Annotated in this window: 20 protein-coding genes; 1 reads left to right on the top strand and 19 read right to left on the bottom strand. The window is 55.8% G+C overall.

The annotated features are described in order from the left end of the window. Positions 1-4 precede the first annotated feature (4 nt). The 4 genes from bshB1 to IRT44_RS14630 are packed head-to-tail and all read right to left on the bottom strand — an operon-like array spanning position 5 to position 2,244. A complete protein-coding gene (gene bshB1, locus IRT44_RS14645) occupies positions 5-700 on the bottom strand; it encodes a bacillithiol biosynthesis deacetylase BshB1 (RefSeq protein WP_212132002.1) in 696 nt (231 codons plus the stop codon). Further along, on the bottom strand, positions 697-1,107 hold the full coding sequence (locus IRT44_RS14640; protein WP_171564949.1) for a methylglyoxal synthase: 411 nt from the start codon (positions 1,105-1,107) through the stop codon (positions 697-699). Before IRT44_RS14640 ends, bshB1 begins: the two co-directional genes overlap by 4 nt. A gap of 43 nt (positions 1,108-1,150) precedes the next feature. Beyond that, entirely contained in the window at positions 1,151-1,903 is a 753-nt protein-coding gene (gene dapB, locus IRT44_RS14635; protein ID WP_212132003.1) for a 4-hydroxy-tetrahydrodipicolinate reductase, read from the bottom strand. A 2-nt stretch (positions 1,904-1,905) separates the two neighbouring features. Continuing rightward, positions 1,906-2,244, bottom strand: coding sequence for a nucleotide pyrophosphohydrolase (locus IRT44_RS14630; protein ID WP_171564951.1), 339 nt, complete (start codon positions 2,242-2,244; stop codon positions 1,906-1,908). Between the two features lie 311 nt (positions 2,245-2,555). Here IRT44_RS14630 and IRT44_RS14625 point away from each other — a divergent pair, with 311 nt between their 5' ends. Then, positions 2,556-3,413, top strand: coding sequence for a YitT family protein (locus IRT44_RS14625; RefSeq protein ID WP_171564952.1), 858 nt, complete (start codon positions 2,556-2,558; stop codon positions 3,411-3,413). A 122-nt stretch (positions 3,414-3,535) separates the two neighbouring features. Here the strand turns inward: IRT44_RS14625 and IRT44_RS14620 are convergent, their stop codons facing one another. The 15 genes from IRT44_RS14620 to aroA all read right to left on the bottom strand — a co-directional run bounded on the left by IRT44_RS14620 (position 3,536) and on the right by aroA (position 16,925). After that, positions 3,536-4,234, bottom strand: coding sequence for a YqjF family protein (locus IRT44_RS14620; protein WP_171564953.1), 699 nt, complete (start codon positions 4,232-4,234; stop codon positions 3,536-3,538). A 27-nt stretch (positions 4,235-4,261) separates the two neighbouring features. Further along, a complete protein-coding gene (locus tag IRT44_RS14615) occupies positions 4,262-5,797 on the bottom strand; it encodes an FMN-binding glutamate synthase family protein (RefSeq protein ID WP_212132004.1) in 1,536 nt (511 codons plus the stop codon). A gap of 241 nt (positions 5,798-6,038) precedes the next feature. Continuing rightward, the gene (locus IRT44_RS14610; protein ID WP_171564955.1) at positions 6,039-6,848 is read right to left on the bottom strand and encodes a sporulation protein YpjB; all 810 of its coding nucleotides are present in this window, start codon (positions 6,846-6,848) and stop codon (positions 6,039-6,041) included. Between the two features lie 49 nt (positions 6,849-6,897). Then, positions 6,898-7,497, bottom strand: coding sequence for a DUF1405 domain-containing protein (locus IRT44_RS14605; RefSeq protein WP_212132006.1), 600 nt, complete (start codon positions 7,495-7,497; stop codon positions 6,898-6,900). 74 nt (positions 7,498-7,571) lie between these two features. Further along, positions 7,572-8,366 carry a menaquinol-cytochrome c reductase cytochrome b/c subunit gene (locus IRT44_RS14600; RefSeq protein ID WP_171564957.1) on the bottom strand — a complete coding sequence of 265 codons (795 nt, stop codon included), beginning with the start codon at positions 8,364-8,366 and terminating at the stop codon, positions 7,572-7,574. Positions 8,367-8,395: 29 nt separating this feature from the next. Beyond that, positions 8,396-9,067, bottom strand: a complete 672-nt coding sequence (gene qcrB, locus IRT44_RS14595; RefSeq protein WP_171564958.1) for a menaquinol-cytochrome c reductase cytochrome b subunit — start codon at positions 9,065-9,067, stop codon at positions 8,396-8,398. 1 nt (position 9,068) lies between these two features. After that, the gene (locus tag IRT44_RS14590; protein ID WP_212132008.1) at positions 9,069-9,587 is read right to left on the bottom strand and encodes a Rieske (2Fe-2S) protein; all 519 of its coding nucleotides are present in this window, start codon (positions 9,585-9,587) and stop codon (positions 9,069-9,071) included. A gap of 219 nt (positions 9,588-9,806) precedes the next feature. Beyond that, positions 9,807-10,229, bottom strand: coding sequence for a DUF2487 family protein (locus IRT44_RS14585; RefSeq protein WP_171564960.1), 423 nt, complete (start codon positions 10,227-10,229; stop codon positions 9,807-9,809). Positions 10,230-10,315: 86 nt separating this feature from the next. Then, entirely contained in the window at positions 10,316-10,537 is a 222-nt protein-coding gene (locus IRT44_RS14580; protein ID WP_171564961.1) for an IDEAL domain-containing protein, read from the bottom strand. 10 nt (positions 10,538-10,547) lie between these two features. Further along, positions 10,548-11,660: a hypothetical protein gene (locus tag IRT44_RS14575; RefSeq protein WP_171564962.1), complete on the bottom strand. Its 1,113-nt coding sequence runs from the start codon at positions 11,658-11,660 to the stop codon at positions 10,548-10,550. Positions 11,661-11,765: 105 nt separating this feature from the next. Then, positions 11,766-12,704 (bottom strand): tetratricopeptide repeat protein, encoded by a 939-nt coding sequence (locus IRT44_RS14570; RefSeq protein ID WP_230076888.1) that lies wholly within the window; start codon positions 12,702-12,704, stop codon positions 11,766-11,768. 106 nt (positions 12,705-12,810) lie between these two features. Next, a complete protein-coding gene (locus IRT44_RS14565; protein WP_230076887.1) occupies positions 12,811-13,458 on the bottom strand; it encodes a zf-HC2 domain-containing protein in 648 nt (215 codons plus the stop codon). Continuing rightward, positions 13,455-14,045, bottom strand: coding sequence for an RNA polymerase sigma factor (locus IRT44_RS14560; RefSeq protein ID WP_171564965.1), 591 nt, complete (start codon positions 14,043-14,045; stop codon positions 13,455-13,457). Before IRT44_RS14560 ends, IRT44_RS14565 begins: the two co-directional genes overlap by 4 nt. Positions 14,046-14,194: 149 nt before the next feature. Beyond that, positions 14,195-15,277: an amidohydrolase family protein gene (locus tag IRT44_RS14555; RefSeq protein WP_230076886.1), complete on the bottom strand. Its 1,083-nt coding sequence runs from the start codon at positions 15,275-15,277 to the stop codon at positions 14,195-14,197. 364 nt (positions 15,278-15,641) lie between these two features. Continuing rightward, complete coding sequence (gene aroA / locus IRT44_RS14550; protein ID WP_230076885.1) at positions 15,642-16,925, bottom strand: 3-phosphoshikimate 1-carboxyvinyltransferase; 1,284 nt, start codon at positions 16,923-16,925, stop codon at positions 15,642-15,644. Between the last annotated feature and the right edge of the window lie 26 nt (positions 16,926-16,951).

Below are 16,951 nucleotides of genomic sequence, written 5' to 3'. Positions count from 1 at the left end.
CTTCCTACAAGCTCGTCAGCACGTAAGGCGCAGCGCTGACAAACCCCTCCGCGTACTTGACGCCTGCCTGCTGCCCGAACAGACGTTCCCTGTATTCGACCAGTTCCAGATACCCGTTGTTGAGCGGCGTAGCGACGCTGCCTTCTTCTTTTTCAAACTGGCTGCGGTACGCACGCAGCACCTCCATTTTTTGCTCGTACACCGGCGTGACGTCCACGACCACATTCGGCGTCACCGTCGTGTTGATAAAATAGTACAGCAATTGGCTGGGGCGGTAGGCGGGCAGGGATTGTTTCGCCGTATACAGACGAATCCCGGCGGAAAAGACTGCTTCTCGGACGATCCGGCTGACGCTCTCGTGATCGGGGTGACGGTCCTGCCAGTAAGGCGCAAGCACCACGCTTGGCCGCGTCTGCCGGATCAGGTCGACGACCCGGCTGATCGCCTCGTCGCGCACCCGTTCCAGGCCGCGATCCGGCAAGCCAAAATTGTAGCGGACGGCAATTCCCAGCCGCTTGTCGGCCTCGGCCGCCTCCGCCTGCCGGCGCTCGACGGTGCCGTTGGACGAAAGCTCGGCGTAGGTCAGGTCGAGGATGCCGACGCGTTTGCCCTGCTTCACTGCCAGCAACAGACTGCCGGCCGCCCCGATCTCCACGTCATCGGGATGCGCTCCGATGGCGAGGATGTCAAGCTCGCTCATGCCTGCTCCTCCTCGCGCACGACCTCGCGCCAGCGCAATTCGCCCCGTTCCAGCGCCTTCAGCAGCACTTCTGCCGTGCCCATGTTGGTGGCAAACGGAATCTTGTGCACGTCGCACAGGCGAAGCAGTGCGATAATGTCCGGTTCATGCGGCTGAGCCGTCAACGGGTCACGCAAGAATATGATCAGATCCATCTCGTTGCGGGCAATCATCGCTCCGATTTGCTGATCTCCTCCCAGGGGGCCGGAGAGAAACCGCGTGACCTGCAGGGATGTTGCTTCCATGATCCGAAGTCCGGTCGTCCCTGTGGCGTACAATTCATGCTCGCGCAGGATGGACTCGTAAGCCATTGCCAATTGAACGATTTCTTCTTTTTTTCTGTCGTGTGCGATCAAAGCAATTCTCACGCAAACCTCTCCCTCGCTGAAAGTAGCGTTATCCCGCCTAATCCTAATCAATCAGGTGCTCCAGTCCATAGATCAGTTCGCTCAGGTTCACAACGGCCTTAATTGCCATGTTTACACCCGGCATGAACGACTCGCGGTTGATCGAGTCGTGACGGATCGAAAGTGTCTGGCCAGTTGCCCCGAACAGCACTTCCTGGTGAGCCACCAAGCCCGGCAACCGCACGCTGTGAATCCGGAACCCGTGGTATTCCGCGCCGCGCGCCCCCGGGATGCTCTCCGCTTCTTCCGGGTGACCCTGTTTGATTTCCTCACGAACAGCTGCGATCATCTCCGCCGTTTTCAGCGCCGTACCGCTGGGTGCGTCCAGCTTCCGGTCGTGGTGCAGCTCGATGATCTCCACGTGCGGCATGTATTTCGCTGCCATGGCGGCAAATTTCATCAGCAAAATGGCCCCGATCGCGAAGTTGGGCGCGATGATGCCGCCAAGCCCCGCCTCCCGGTATCTCGCCGTCAACTCCTGAAGCTGCGCCGGTGTCAGTCCGGTCGTCCCCACCACTGGCCGAATACCGTGGGTAAGGCACAGTTCGAGGTGTCGGTAGACGCTGTGCGGCGTCGTAAAGTCAACGAGCACGTCGGGGCGCATTTCGTCCAGCTGCCGCTGAATCGCCTCATCATCCCCCCGCGTGTCCAGTGCTCCTGCGTACACCAACTCCTCATCCTGCTCCAGCATCTTGACCACTTCCTGGCCCATGCGGCCATGGGCCCCTGCTACTGCTACACGAATCAGTTTGTCCATTTCTAGTTCGTCTCCTCTACTCTGGTCCAGCGATCCTTATCGCGCGTGTTAAATTTGTGCATAATACGATCAAATGCCTCTTGCAAATCAATACCGAGCGAATTGGCGAAACACAGTACGATAAAAAAGACGTCGCCCAGTTCTTCCTCCACGGTTTTCTCCGCTTCGTCTTTTTTCTTCGGTTTTTCGCCGTAGTAGTGGTTGATCTCCCGCGCCAGTTCTCCCACCTCTTCCGTCATCCGGGCCATCATCGCCAGCGGGGAGAAATATCCTTCCTTAAATTGTGATATGTACTGGTCGACTTCCTGTTGGATTTCCTGCAAGGTCTTCCGCTGATTCATCAGGTCACTCCTCTGCCAGAGAATATTCGGTGACTTTATCGTACCTGAAAAGCCTGCGTTTGCCAAATCTCAATACGCTGGCTGGAAGGTTATGGACAAGCAAATCAACATTCCATTATAATGGCTGTCGAACCTACCAACAAGCCTTCAACTAACCATTCGCACGAAGCAGCCAGTCGGGCAGTCGCACGCCTCGGCCGCATCCAACCATGCGAATGTCTGCCGCCGCAAGGTATCCCCCAGAGGACCCTCCCGCTGCCTCGGACAGAAGCCTTCGGACGCAGGATCACCGACAAGAAGGGAGAACGCTTATGAATCTGCGCCTCAAAAGCATCATCGCCATCATCGTCGGATCCGCCATCATGGGATTCGGCATCAACGCCTTCAACATTCCAAACAATCTGGCTGAGGGAGGCATTACCGGCATCAGTATTCTGATCAAGCTGTTGATCCCAAGTGTCGACCAGGGGATCGTCTTTTTCGTCCTGAACGTGCCGCTGTTCGTGATCGGGTGGAAAGTGCTGGGACGCACTGCTTTTGCCTATACGATTCTTGGCACAGTTGCCCTCTCCGTCTTTCTCTCTGTATTTGAGGGCGTGCTGCCCCTGCCAATGGACGATCGGCTGCTCGCCTCGCTGTACGCCGGCGTGGCAGTCGGGGTAGGCCTCGGTATCATTTTCCGCTACGGCGGCACCACGGGTGGTATCGACATCATCGCCCGCGTACTGCAAAAATACATGGGCATCAGCATGGGCCGTACGCTGTTTTTTGGCGACATGCTGGTGATTGCCGCGTCGCTGATCTATTTGAATCTCGAAAGCGCCATGTACACCCTGGTCGCCGTCTTCATCGCCGCCCGCGTCATCGACTTTTTTCAGGACGGCGCATACGCCGGAAAGGCGCTCACCATCATCTCCAATCACGCCGATGCAATCGCCAAACAGATCCTGGAGCTGGGGCGCGGTGTTACGCTGCTGGCAGGCAAAGGAGCGTTTTCCGGCGAGCAGAAACAGGTCGTGTACGTCGTGGTCAGCCGTAACGAAGTGATGCGTTACAAAAGCATCGTGCAGGAGATCGATCCCCATGCTTTCGTGATTGTCAATGACGTGCACGAGGTGCTCGGCGAAGGATTTACCCTGGATGAAAACAAGCAGCCCATTCATGAGTAATCGGACCAAAGCCCATACCCTGCAGCTGCCACGGGGACATGCATTTCGCCTGCTTCGCCGTATCCCCGAATCACCGTGAGTCGTTTGGCTGCAGGGTGTGCAGGCACTAGGGAAGCGAAGCCCTATGCTCCGAACATTTTTCTGGCCCGCCATATCCGCGCTACTACGCCCTGTGCATAAAGCAGGTGCACAGGGGCCTTCGACATGTCGATACCGTATTGGTCCCCCATCGTATTTTCCCGGATCACCGCCTCGGCTGCCTGCAGACGCCAAGGTTCATGGCAAATATCCCCGCCGTAAATCCGCTGCGTGCGGGGGCACAAACAGCAAAAACGATATCGCTCGGTCAGCCAATGCTCAATGCTGCCTGGTCTGGCCGTGAACGGTTCGGACGCAGGACGGTAGATCGCGCTGAACCGCTGCTCCCCCCCTTTCCGCTCACTTTGGAAATGGATCTCCGCTGCTGTCCGTTTGATTGACATCTTCGCGTGGAAGTACGGTAGGTGATAGGTCAATTTTGCCGCTCCGACGGCCAACTGATTGGACGCGTCCAATGACAAAAAGAATACCGCCGGTTTTCCACCTAAGATCACGTATGTGCGCACATTGATTTCCGGAAAGGGAACTGTTACGGGAACTGGAAGAAACCTGAGCCGAATCTCGCTCATTTCAAACGGAATCAGGCCAATCCACGCCATGCCGTCAAATGTATCTACTTCCAACGGAGGAGGAACAAACGGCTGAATCCTTTCAACCGGAACAGGCCAATGGGCAAACAGCAAATCTGCCCAGGTTTGCGAGATGATCCATGTGCCTTTCATGTCGCCCCCCTCCTCTCGCTGCTCGTGTCAAAACGTCTCGAACAGACTCAGCACACTTGGACGCTCCCGGTTTGCCTCTAACTCCTCAGCAGTATCATCTCCCATCGACAACGCCATATCGTCTGGTTCCGCCTCTTCTGACGATGAGCCGGGTACGATCTCATATGGGTGAGTGACCAACCGCACCTTCGTAACCGTGCTCGTCCATTCGTCAAGCGCTACCAGATCGTCTGCGTTCACGTCCCTCAAGGAGGTCTTACCCAGCGCACGAATGGCGACTTTCATCTCTTCCACAAACGAAACCAAAAAATTCTCCAAGGAATGCGCGGCCTTCTCTATGTCAAACGCCTTCTTTTGGCTGCCCGTGTAATAGGCAAGCTGCGTGGGCGGCTCCCACGGAATGGCTTTGGTCACCTGCTCATGGGTCATGGCCCACAACAAGGCTGTCCCCATGAACACGGCATCCGCTCCCAAGGCGAGTGCTTTCAAACATTGGCCGGGCGTAGAAATTCCCCCACCGATCAGGAGGCTGATCCTATCTTTGACTCCCCGCTTTTTCAGGTAGTGAACTGCGCGAGACAAGGCGAAAATCGTCGGCAGGCCAAAGTCGTCTTCCAAAATCGGCGGCCCCCCTTTTGTGCCGGCCTGTCCGCCGTCCAGACTGATAAAATCCACTCCGGCCTGAATGGCTACTTCCAGGTCGGCTTCCAACTTTCCGCTGGCACACATCTTGACACCAATGGGGACGCCTTGCGTTACAGAGCGCAGTCTGTCGACCAAAAGCTTCAGATCCTGCGGTTTGACAATTTCCGCGTGACGGGAAGGGATGATGAGGCCCTCACCGTCCGGAACCTGCAGAAGTTCACGGGCCCGTCCATCTATATACTTGGACGGGATTCTGCTCGCGGCACCTGCTGTTGCCCCCTGACCAATATGAATCTCGATCGCATCTGCCTGCTGAAGAGTCTCCGGCTCTTTGGCCCAGTGCCCGGAATTGTACTGCAAGATGTAATGGGCGGCATGTGCTCGCTCTTCGGGCAGCAGAGGTCCTTCACCAGAGTTCGTCGCGGTTCCGACCGCTGCCGTTCCTTTGGCGATCGCAATTTTTACGTTTTCGGACACCCCGATGCCGTAACCCATTGCGCCGGCCATCACGGGGATTTTCAGGATGAGCGGACGTTGGGCAAGCGGGCCAATGGTCGTCATCATATCGACGGGCGCATCTTCCGGTGCGGGCAGTGTGGCAAGCTGAGCAGGAGAAAAAATCAGACCGTCAAAATCCAGAAACTTGCGCGGACTGCCAAACGGTCGCTCAATTACGCCGCCGCTGGATGCGCGAAGACTGTTTTCCACGACGATTCGGGGGCTGGTTCTGGTAAGCGCCGACACCATCTCCCAAATGTTTTCCGGGTAACGGTCAGCCATCAGCCGTTTCGTGAAGCGCCCGACTCCCCATTTGATCAAAGGGCGGGCAAACAGGAAGGCGATCAGCCCCGCACAGAGAATGGCCAGAAATGCCCCGGCGAACGCTCCGGCGAGATAGGAAAGCCACGTGTTGGTCATGACAACCTCCTAGCCCTTTTTTCATCCCTCATTATTTCGATCTTGCACGCAGCCTATGCGTCTGTCGCATAAAAGCACCGGTTGGAAACAAACGCAGCCACTCATTTGCTGGTATACACGTTTCCCCGTCTTATCCAGTTCCCCAATGCAGCCACATCCGTCATCAACGACTGCCGTACGTACCCGATATCCAAAATAGCAAAGAGCATCTACGCACATGGTAGATGCTCTTTTCACACCATCAGGTAGGGTTCATCTGCCCCCGGTATTTTTTCCAGGCCACATATGCCAGTGTCAGCACCACGGCTGCAACAATCGCCACAAACATCGGAAACGGCGAGGCCGGCCGCATCAACTGGGCGATGGTGCTCTGATCCTTTCCAATGAACGCTGCCTGCATCGTGACGTTCAAATCGCGCAGGGCGTTCCGAACCATCTGCCACTCGATCCGGTCGCGGCGCAGCTCTTTGGAGATGAGATCGTACGCAGCGTCGATCTGCCTGATCTGCTCTTCCCTTAAATGGATGCTCATCGCCGGTTTGATCGCCAGATACAAGCGGGTGTTTTCGTCGAATTGTTGGCGAAACTGGTCATAATTCCGCTCCACTGCCGACTCCATCAGATTTTGCATCTGGGTCGCATAGGATACGTAGTAGCTTCGCCACATTGGCTGATGATCATGGGTAAGCGCGTCGATGGCGATCCGCACGCGGGTCGCGTGCCACAGCAGTTGATCGCTCGTGCTGGACTTGGCAAAGCTGTTTTTCGCCGCCAAAATTGATTGCGTCACAGCGTTCAAACTGTCTATCCGCAGGGAGACGGGCAGGCGTTGCTGGGGAAAGCGCTCCGCCAGCTGCCGGATCTTCTCCTGTGCCGCCTCCAGCTCCCCTCTTTTCGTATGGGTTAACAACTCTTGCGCTATGTGATCCAACGCGGCCAACTGTTGTTCTTCGGCCGGACGGTCAAGCTTGTTGAGCAATGTATGGATGGGCCAGGACAGGAACAGCCCGATGATCAGGAAGAACAGCAGAAACCGGATGTTTTTTCTCAATGCAAAAACCCTCCTTCCCCTAGTAAAGACTATGGAAAGGAGGACAAGATTAGACCTTGATTCTGTTGAACCGCGTGAAGGTAAACCAGATCACTGCGATGGAAATCAGGCTGAGCAGAACCGTGCAAAGGCCGACGAATCCCTCGTACTGATCCAGCACGGCAGGCAGCCACGGATGGATGTCCATGACGTAATCGAGGAAATCGTTATTCAACGTCCACAGTGCAGCGATTCCCACCGGCAGCCAGCTCAGCTTGAAAAAGCGGGCATACAGCACCGATTCGACGGCCATGCCTGCGTGGGAGATCAACAACATGATATCTGTCCCGCTCACCTCGTCACCCAACAGCCATCCGGCCACGATGATGCCTACTGCCCAGACGCCGTATTTAAAATTGGTGATGCCGGCCAGAGATTCCAGCACCGGTATGTGCCGTCCCATCAGGTAGGTAAACAGCACGATGGTAAATAGTCCGCTCCCCGTGGGACTGTCCGGTACAAACGGGCGCAAATACCCCGGGGTAGCTGCCAGTTGATCGCTGTACCAGACAAAGCCGTAAATGGTTCCCAGCAAGTTGACGACGAACAGGGTCCAGAGAAACCACCTTTTCCCCAAAGACTGCCGGAACCACATCCATAACCAGTTCATGAACATCGTCTCCCACTATGTAGGCCGTTAAAGAAAAAGCTGACCGAACGTCAGTCAGCTTTTCTTGCATGGGCTTATTTCAACGTAGCCATGTACTCAGCCAATTTCTGGATTGCTTCTTCATCCTGAATCAGGCCGCCCGGCATTGCCGGCGGTATCCCGTTCTTGATGATCTCGGCAATCTGGTTTGCGTCATACTTGCTTCCGACCTTCTGCAGATTGGGCCCCATGCCGCCTTCCATGTTCTTGCCATGGCAGCCCATGCAGCCCGTTTGAGCAGTCCACAGTGCATCGGCCTTGAAGCTCGGATCAGCCGGAGCCGGAGCAGCTGCGTTGGAGCCGCCTCCGCTGCCGCTGCCGCCGTGATTGGACCCGTGGTTCAGGGTGTGCTCATGGTCTGCTGCCCACGTCAGGTAGAAAATCGACACCAGCGCCGTCATCATCAGACCGGTTGCCACCGGACGGCGGGACGGACGGCGTTCCTTGCTGGTATCCAGCCACGGAGCCAACAGCAGCGCACCAAAGGCAATACCCGGAATGATGACCGTACCCAGGACTACCCAGTCACCTGCCGCCCACGGATACTTGAGCATTTGATACAGAAACAGGAAGTACCAGTCCGGCAGCGGAATGAACGACGTGTCGTTCGGGTTGGCCTTGTCGGTCAGCGGCGACGGGTGAGAGACAGTCAACACCAGAAACCCGACCAGACAGACGGCTGCCACCATCCACTCTTTCAGCAGGAAGTTCGGCCAGAACGGCTCCGTTTTTCCCGGAAAGTCGGAGTACGACGGGGCAATGTTTGGAATGCGCTTCGCCGGTATCCGGGAGTCTCCGACGAAGGTAGCATCTTTTTCGTGTTTCGCCATGCTATTTCCTCCTTATAATCGAAGACTCATCATAGTGGACCCGAGATACCTTGCGCGCGAATCATGATAAAGTGTGCTCCCAACAGACCCAAGAGGGCACCCGGCAGGAAGAACACGTGAATCGCGAAGAAGCGGGACAGGGTTTGTGCCCCTACGATTTCGCCGCCGGTCAGCAGGGTTTTGACGTACGGACCGATTAACGGCACGGAGTTCGCGATCTCCAGACCTACCTTGGTCGCGAAGTACGCTGTGTTGTCCCAAGGCAGCAGGTAACCGGTGAAACCGAGGCCGAGCATGACGAAGAAAATCAACACGCCCACTACCCAGTTCAATTCACGCGGTTTTTTGTACGCACCGGTAAAGAACACACGCAGCGTGTGCAGAAACATCATGACAATGACCAGGCTGGCCCCCCAGTGGTGCATGCCGCGCACGATTACCCCGAATGCCACTTCGTTCTGCAGGTATTTGACCGATTCATACGCATTGATAATGTCCGGTACATAGTACATGGTCAGGAACATACCAGACAGGATTTGAATGACTGTAATAAAGAACGTAAGGCCACCAAAGCAATACACAAACGCGGAAAAATGGTGTGCCGGGTTTACGTGCTCTGGGACTTCGTGGTCGGCCAAATCGCGCCACATCGGGGTGATGTTCAGGCGCTCATCAACCCAGTCATACATTTTTTGCAACATCTTAGCCACTCACCCCCGGACGAGGATTTGGTTTCAGTTTGCCCAAATAGAGCTTGCCGTCCTTCACTTCCGTCTCGTATACATCGAGGGATGCTGTCGGCGGAGTTCCCAAAATGTGCGCACCTTCCTTGTCATAACGACCCAGGTGGCACGGACAGAAATACTGGTTGGGATGATTCGGGTCAGTGTTCCAGTCCACTGTACAGCCCAAGTGCTTACAGATCGGGGACAGTGCGAGAATCTCGCCCTTCTCATTCTTGGTCACCCACGCAGCCAACGTCGACTCGGACTCATACCACCCGTCCTTGGTATGTACCTTGAAATCCACACGCTTCGGCTCTGGACCGAACTCGTCCACGCTGCCGACAGCCACTTTATCTGTACCCGCACTGCTTTGCAGCAAGGGGTCGACTGCAAAACGAAGCATTGGTGTGATTATTCCTGCAGCGAGGAATCCGCCTGTTCCCATGAGTGCGTAGTTGAGGAACGTACGTCTGGAAATTTCCCGTTTGTCGCCCATGTCTTTTTCCCTCCTTACTCTGTAGAATAGCGCAACTTTGGCGATTTCCATACATATACACTAGGTCAATCCCAATCATAGCTAAACGCCTATAGAGATGTCAAGAATATCCGGGGGACGGGCCCGGCCCCAACCTCGTCTGATTGAGAGATTGTTGCCATTTTGTCAAATATGGCAACTCTCCCCTGATTGATATAGTATTTCCTGAAATATTTCCGCTTATTGACGGCCGCCGTGCTGCCAGTGACGAATAATTTCCCGGCTGAGGACATCGATCGTTACCTCAAAGCGGAGTGCCGATTCCAGGTCTTCATCTCCCACTGTCAGCCTCAAGCGACTGCCTTCACCCTCGTGTGCATCCAGCCGATCCCCGCTGAACTGCAGCAGGACGTAGTGGGCAAACCCGGCCGGCAGCCGTTGGGCAAGCGGCTCGTCACCGATCTGGTAACAGAGCGGGAACATCAGCACCCGTCCCTTCAAACGCTGTTCGATTGAAGCGGCCACCTGCACCAGATAACTCATCCGCTGCACGTGCTCCTTCACCGGCTTCTCCGGTCGGTACAAATAAAGAGGGAGCAGCGCGGTGTCCACATAGGTCCGCAGCTCCTCCCAATTTTCCAGTTCTTGAACATTCCACTGCATCAGGCGTCTCCTCTTTCCATTACTATCTGAAATTAAGCGTACCATGAACAGGAGGAGACAGGCAATCCACCATCAGCTGCCCAACGTTACGATTGTTCGTAGGCCATGATCTGGCGCAGTTCGTCGGTCAGACGCATAAACCGCTCCTTGTTTTTCATCGCCAGCGCTTCGTCGATCTCCTTGTACAGGGTGCGCTTACGATACAGACGCACTTGCTCGTCAATCACCATTTCCGACAACAGCCCCGACACCAATTGGTTATTCGTCCCGTACACATTGGAATTGGAATAAAAATTTGGCCACTCCATGATACATCCCTCACTTCAATAAAATAGTCGATTCGGCAAAGCCATTGTATTTGCGAAGCCATGTCTGGCTGGCATACGTCCCGGCGTACAGCCACTGACCGCTTTCATCCTGTCCGACCCGGAGCAGCCCCAGATGGACCATCATTTTCAGGACGCGGTTGGTCAGAATGTTGACTGGGTCATCGTAGTAAAACGGCCTGATCCAGGGTAGCAGCCGGTCCGAAAGTGCGTCTTGGCTGACCCAGCCTCCCGCTCCCAGCAGGGGAATCAGTTGGACAAGCATCGGCAGATTGGGGACCGCCCGCTTGTACAGCCGCATCCAGAAGCGGATCAGATCGTGGTGCAGTTGATCGTCATACGGCTGTTTCAACCGTTCTTCTCCCGCTTCCGTAAGCATTACCTGCCCCGGCATCTCTTCGATCCATTTCTGGTAGTAGCAGTAGTCGTAAAGCAGCGAGAACCGGTCCGGGTACAGGTCGAAGTGAAGTCCGTAGCCAAAACGCCATTTCTGCGGCGTGAGCGGCTCTTCCTTGATGTGCAGAAACTGAAACAACTGCTGCTGGTACCGCTTGTACATGGCACCGTCCGCAGTCAGCGGAACAGGCTCCTGCTGCAGGAATTGTAAAAATTGCATGATATCGTCACAGAGTGCGGTTCCTTCGTCGCGATAGGCCGTCGGTTCCGCTGCTGTAACAGTAACCCGCCATTTGTCCAGCCACGCCTGCAGGTACGGTTCCCGCATGTCCAGGGGAATCTGGTACTGGCCGCCCGCCCTGCTTTTTGCCGGGAAGATCCAGCCGCGCCGCATTGCGTCGGCGATAAATTTGCGCGCGTTTTCAGCCTTACGTTCCTTGTGTGCATCCAGTGCCAAGCCGGCCTTGGCCATCAGGTCTTCGAGCGACATCAACGTGCGCTTGTCGAGAAAGAGCAGGAGGAAAAAATGGGCTTCTTCCAGCGAAAGCCGCTCCACTTCCCGGGTGATGGTCTCCCGGTATCGTAAATTGGCAAGAAGTGACGTGATCAGTTCATTCTTGGAGTGAGGGTTGCATTCACAGCCGTAGTAATCGGCGATTTGATGGAGCTGCCGGATGTCGGTGTACACCAAGATCTCAGCCAAGTTCATCTGAGCATCCCTACTTTGCAAGGGTTTTTCTTACCCACCATTCTTGCCAAATTACGGCAAAATAAACAGGAAGCCGCCAGTGCAGCTTCCTGCCAGAGCCGTTTGTTATTCGTCGTCTACATTCCATTCGTCGTGCAGCTTTTGGTATTCCTTGGCTTCTTCGTAGCGGCCCGCTTGCGTCAACAGGGCGATCAGGCGGCGAATGTGGTCCAGGTCAAACCCGGACAGTGCCACGTATTGCTTGAGCGCATCGATCGCCTTTTCCGTTCGGCCGAGCGAGAGGTAGATGTCAGCCGCAAGCGGATAGGCGGCGACGTATTCCTCATCGATCGCCTGCAGGCTGGACACCAGCTCCGCCGCTTCCTCCAGCCTGCCGAGGTGAAACGCCATCAGCGCGCAGCCGTACAGCACTTCCTCCGAGCGCTCCAGGGCCAGCGCCTGGTGATACACCTGATACGCCTGTTCAAACTGTCCGCTTTGGGCGAGTGAGCGTCCCTTGGCCAAAAGCAGCGGCAAGCTCTCCGCTCCGGCCTGCTCCAGCAGTTTCATTGCCTCCGCATCGCGTCCCACGCGGAAATACATGTCGCCCAGTGCGGCGAGGATGTCGGGATCGTCCGGCTCCTTCTGACGGGCCTGTTCCAGGTACTTGACCGCTACTTCGTCGAGGTCCTGCATGGCGTACAGATCTGCCAGCAGCAGATCCAGCCGGATGTGTTCCATCCCCGATTCCTTCAATTCGTACAACAGGTGCTGCGCGGTCTCAAAATCACTCGAATCCAGCGCAATTTCCGCCATCATCATCTGGCATTCTTGCCGCTGCGCCGCCTGTAACCCGGGATGTTCCTGCAGTATGTTGGAGAGCAGACTGGAAGCCTGTTCGAGATGGCCAAGGCGGTACCACACTTCCGCCAGGTACATCATGACCTCCGGCAAATCCTTGCCGTGCTCCTGTACCTTTTGCAGCGCTTTGAGCCCCAGTTCCACCTCGTCGTTTTCAATCCGTTTGATTGCTTCGTCTATGACGTACAGCCATTTGTCTGTCATCGTCCTCACCTCGTATGTATGGTTGCTCTCGTCATGTAAAAGAGCCGCAAAAGACCGTCCGAAGACGGTCTTTTTCCGTATGTTCCTTCTATTAAATCATATACCATTATGCCCGTGTCAACCAACTCATGGAGAGGACGGTGACCAAGATGCCAAACACGCTCAGCACGATCCCGTAGTTGGGTTGGGTTGGGTCAGTCGGCGAATGCACACTGTTGAACGGTACGATCGAGGCCGTCTCCCTGACCAGCGGCTTTTCGTCAGATACCAGCGGCTGCGGTTCCACGACGTAGGTGCCGTCCTCCGTCTGGATGGAGGATGTGATGACTTGCGCCTTTTTCCCCATCGCTACCACTTCTCCGTCAATCATCAAGGAGTTGGCCTGCTCGGTACTGCTCGTATTGACGTACAACGTAAACGAGCAGAGCATCAGCAGGATAATGGCGGCACACGCGCCAACGCGTCGCATCCGGGCCGTCACGGTAAACACTTTTTTCCCAATCGGAATCGCCCACTTCTCTTCCGAAAGAATTCGGGCCATTACGGCATCGACAATCGATTTGGAAGGCGTGACAGCATGGTACCGTTCCCTGTCCACTTTCATCCAATCGCCGCTGTCTTTCCACAACGCGAAATCGGCACTGCAGGCACGGCAGTTCGTCAAGTGATTGTCAATCCGCCGGCGCGTCAATTCGGACAGCAGGCCGTCGGCGTAATCAGGCATCAATTCCTGTACTTCTTCACATCTCATCATCGATTCATCCCTTCAGCTTCATCCAAATGAGGGTCCAGGATGTAGGCTTCCAACTGTGCTCTAATGCTCTGCCGCGCCCGAAACAACAGGGATTTTACCGAACTCACCGTCAAGTCTAGAATGGTGGCGATCTCGTTGTAATCCATCTGCTCGTATTCCCTCAGGATCAAGGCTGAACGCTGCTTTTCCGGCAGGTTGTTGATTGCCTGTCTGACCAGGTGCTCCCGTTCGTTTCGCAGCAGGACCTGCTCCGGCAGGCGATCGTACGACGCAAGCGGAACTTGCGGATTATCCTCAAGGTATACGTCCGAATTCCGGCTTTTGCGCAGCTCGCTCAGCACGGTATTGCGGGCTATGGTGTAGAGCCACGTAGAAAAGGTCGCTTCTACATCGCGGAACGAGTGAATGCTTTTATATGCCTTGTAAAACGTATCCTGACAGATATCCTCCGCCATGTGCTCCAGATGAGCCTGGCGAAGCAAGTGAGTGACAAATGCAAGAATCTTTTTTTCGTATCGCCGGATCAGTTCGGCATAGCATTCCAGGTTGCCTTCTTTAATTTCACGGATAAGCTGGGAATCGGTCATGTGCAGGAATACCTCCTATTGCAATTCCGATCCCTCAGCGGCCTTTGTTACATTAGACTGCTGGGGATGTAAAAAGTTGCGCTGCCCGGGCAATTCTTTTGCCTCACCCGAGGCTGGCATCCACTGCGAAAAAACCCCAGATGTTGGGGCTATATGACATAATTATACGGCTTGATATCGAGGAGGCATCGTCCCATTCCTATTGTCGAAGCATAACACTGGTTTCGGTACAACCACTTTCCATTTGACATGACAGATGTTGGCAGAAAAAATTCACTCAGGTTGAGAATAGTGGAAAGAGCAAAATTTGTCAACCAGTGTTCTTTTTTCAGGAAAAGAATGTCAGCATCAGCACCAGGCATGATGCGGCCCTTACGCGGATACAGACCAGCGGCCTTGGCAGCGTTTGTCGAAGCGACGCGAACAAGCAGGCACAAGAGCGATTCGGGGTCATAATCTTTGTGTCGCAAGTCGACCTGCACCTCGTCCAGCGCAGCTACGACCGGCAGCGAACGGAACCAGTGGCCGACGAGCTGACGCAGCGCCCGTTCACATTGCTCGCCGCGAAGACGGAAGACGTGGTAGTACGGGTCGCAGTCCTTCACGTCAAGCGCGGGATCTCCCTCCACCCACGTGCGGATTTTCCAATGGCGGCACAGGGAAAGCCACTGCCGATGCAGACGGAGACGCTCCTCATGATGTAATTTCGCTTCCTTCGGCACCCGCAACTGCAGCATCACCTTGTATGACGTAAGAAGGGGTGAAATCGTTTCCCAATCTATGCGAAAAAGTTCTTCGGGTCGGTGCACGACGACCCGCAGCAACCGGTATCCTTCGCCGCACCACCTGCGGACCGTCTTGCCGTTCAGCCACGAAGCCGGCAGTTCCACCAGCAACGTGTAATCGATCAGATTGTTAAAGTGCATCGCCGTCTGGTAGCGCACCTGCGAATGATCCATCCACGCTTCCGGCTGGAGCGTGTCCACCAGACAGGTATATCCCTGCCGGATGAGCAGACGGATTGCATCAAGGTACTCGGGCAGCCGCCTGGTCCGCCCGTGCGGCCGTTCCGGCATGGCGACAAAGCCTGGCAGCAGGTACATCCCGGATGCGTCGATCTCGTGAGGACGTGCCTTTCCCATCACAGCTTTTGGCAAGCTGTCTTTGGCGATCCGGCGGATAATCCCACGGGAAATCCAGACGTCTGCTTCGATGATTCCGTATGACGTCACGACGTTTCCTCCACGTATCACAACCTCTTCCTGCCCCACAGCTCGTCCCTCCCCCCGCCATCCGGCGGCTTGTTTCAGTACGATCTTATGCGCAGAAAGTGAAAAAAGAACAAAAAAAGACCGCCGTTAATGTAAGCGCATTCAAAACGGCGGTAGCACTATTCGTGCAACAATATATTGGATAGGAGTGGAGAGAAACCATACTGTACCTTTATTATAGCGTAAGGTAAGCTCTTGTCAAATCTTTTTTTTCAAGTTTCGTTTTATATTGGTCACTGGCACGAAGCAGCAAACAGCGCGATCGCGATGAAAAAACCCGCGCTCGGCGGGTTTCTCTCGCTTGGTTCTGGACGCTCTAGTTTGCTTACCGTATGCTGATGCGCGCCAACAGGTCGGCAAAGCCGGGGAAAGAGACGTTGATCGCCGCGTCATTTGCGATCACCGTTTCGCCCTCCGCCGCCAGACCGGCGATCGCCATCGCCATGCCGATGCGGTGGTCGCCCATGCTGTCGATCGCTGCTCCGGTCAGCGGCGTCGCCCCCTCCACGATCAAACCGTCCGGTGTGGGCGTTACGCTCGCCCCAAACTTGGACAGTTGGCTGGCTACGGTCGCGATCCGGTCCGTCTCTTTTACACGCAGTTCTTCGGCGTCGCGAATCACCGTACGACCGTTGGCCCGCGTGGCCATCACAGCGATGACGGGGATTTCATCGATCAGGCGCGGAATGATTTCACCGCCGATCTCGATGCCGCGCAGCTCGGAATGGGTGACGAGCAGGTCGGCTACCGGCTCTTCGTTGACGATCCGTTCGTTTTGCAGCTCGATACGGCCGCCCATGGCGCGGACCACATCGATAATCCCCGTGCGGCTGGGGTTGACGCCCACGTTTTCGATCAAGAGGGAACTGCCGGGCACCATCATCACGGCCGCGATCAAAAACGCCGCTGACGAGATGTCGCCTGGCACGCGGATCGCCCTGCCCGTCAAGGTTTGTCCACCTTCGACGGATACGGTCAGACCGTCGCGGACCACCTTCACGCCAAACGCCTGCAGCATGCGTTCCGTATGGTCGCGGGAGAGCTGCGGCTCTGTCACACTGGTGACGCCTTTGGCCTGCAGACCGGCCAGAAGAATCGCCGATTTTACCTGGGCACTGGCAACCGGCGACTGGTACGAGATGCCTTGCAGGCCGCCGCCGCGGATGGACAGCGGAGTGTATTCGCCGTCTTTGCGGCCGTCAATTTTGGCGCCCATCTGACGCAGCGGTCCGATGACGCGCCGCATCGGCCGCTTGGCAATCGACTCGTCCCCCTCCATGACGGCGAGAAACGGCTGCGTTGCCAAAATCCCCGCCATGAGCCGTATGGTCGTGCCGGAGTTGCCCACGTCCAGGTGCTGCGACGGTTCCTCCAGTCCGTACCAGCCTTTGCCGTAAACAGTAACACGATCTCCGGCCTGTTCGATCTTCACGCCCATCCTGCGGAAGCAGTCGATGGTGCTCAGGCAGTCAGCCCCCGGCAGAAAGCCTTCGATCGTGGTGGTTCCTTCCGCCAGTGCGCCAAACATGACGGCACGGTGCGAGATTGACTTGTCCCCGGGCACCCGGACTGTCCCTTCTATCCGTTTTACTGGTTGTACGCGAAGCACAGTTCCACTCCCCTTTTTCTCTGTTA

It is taken from the genome of Brevibacillus sedimenti, assembly GCF_020923495.1.
Taxonomy (GTDB): Bacteria; Bacillota; Bacilli; order Brevibacillales; family Brevibacillaceae; genus Brevibacillus; species Brevibacillus aydinogluensis.
This window is presented reverse-complemented; position numbering and strand designations above follow the sequence as displayed.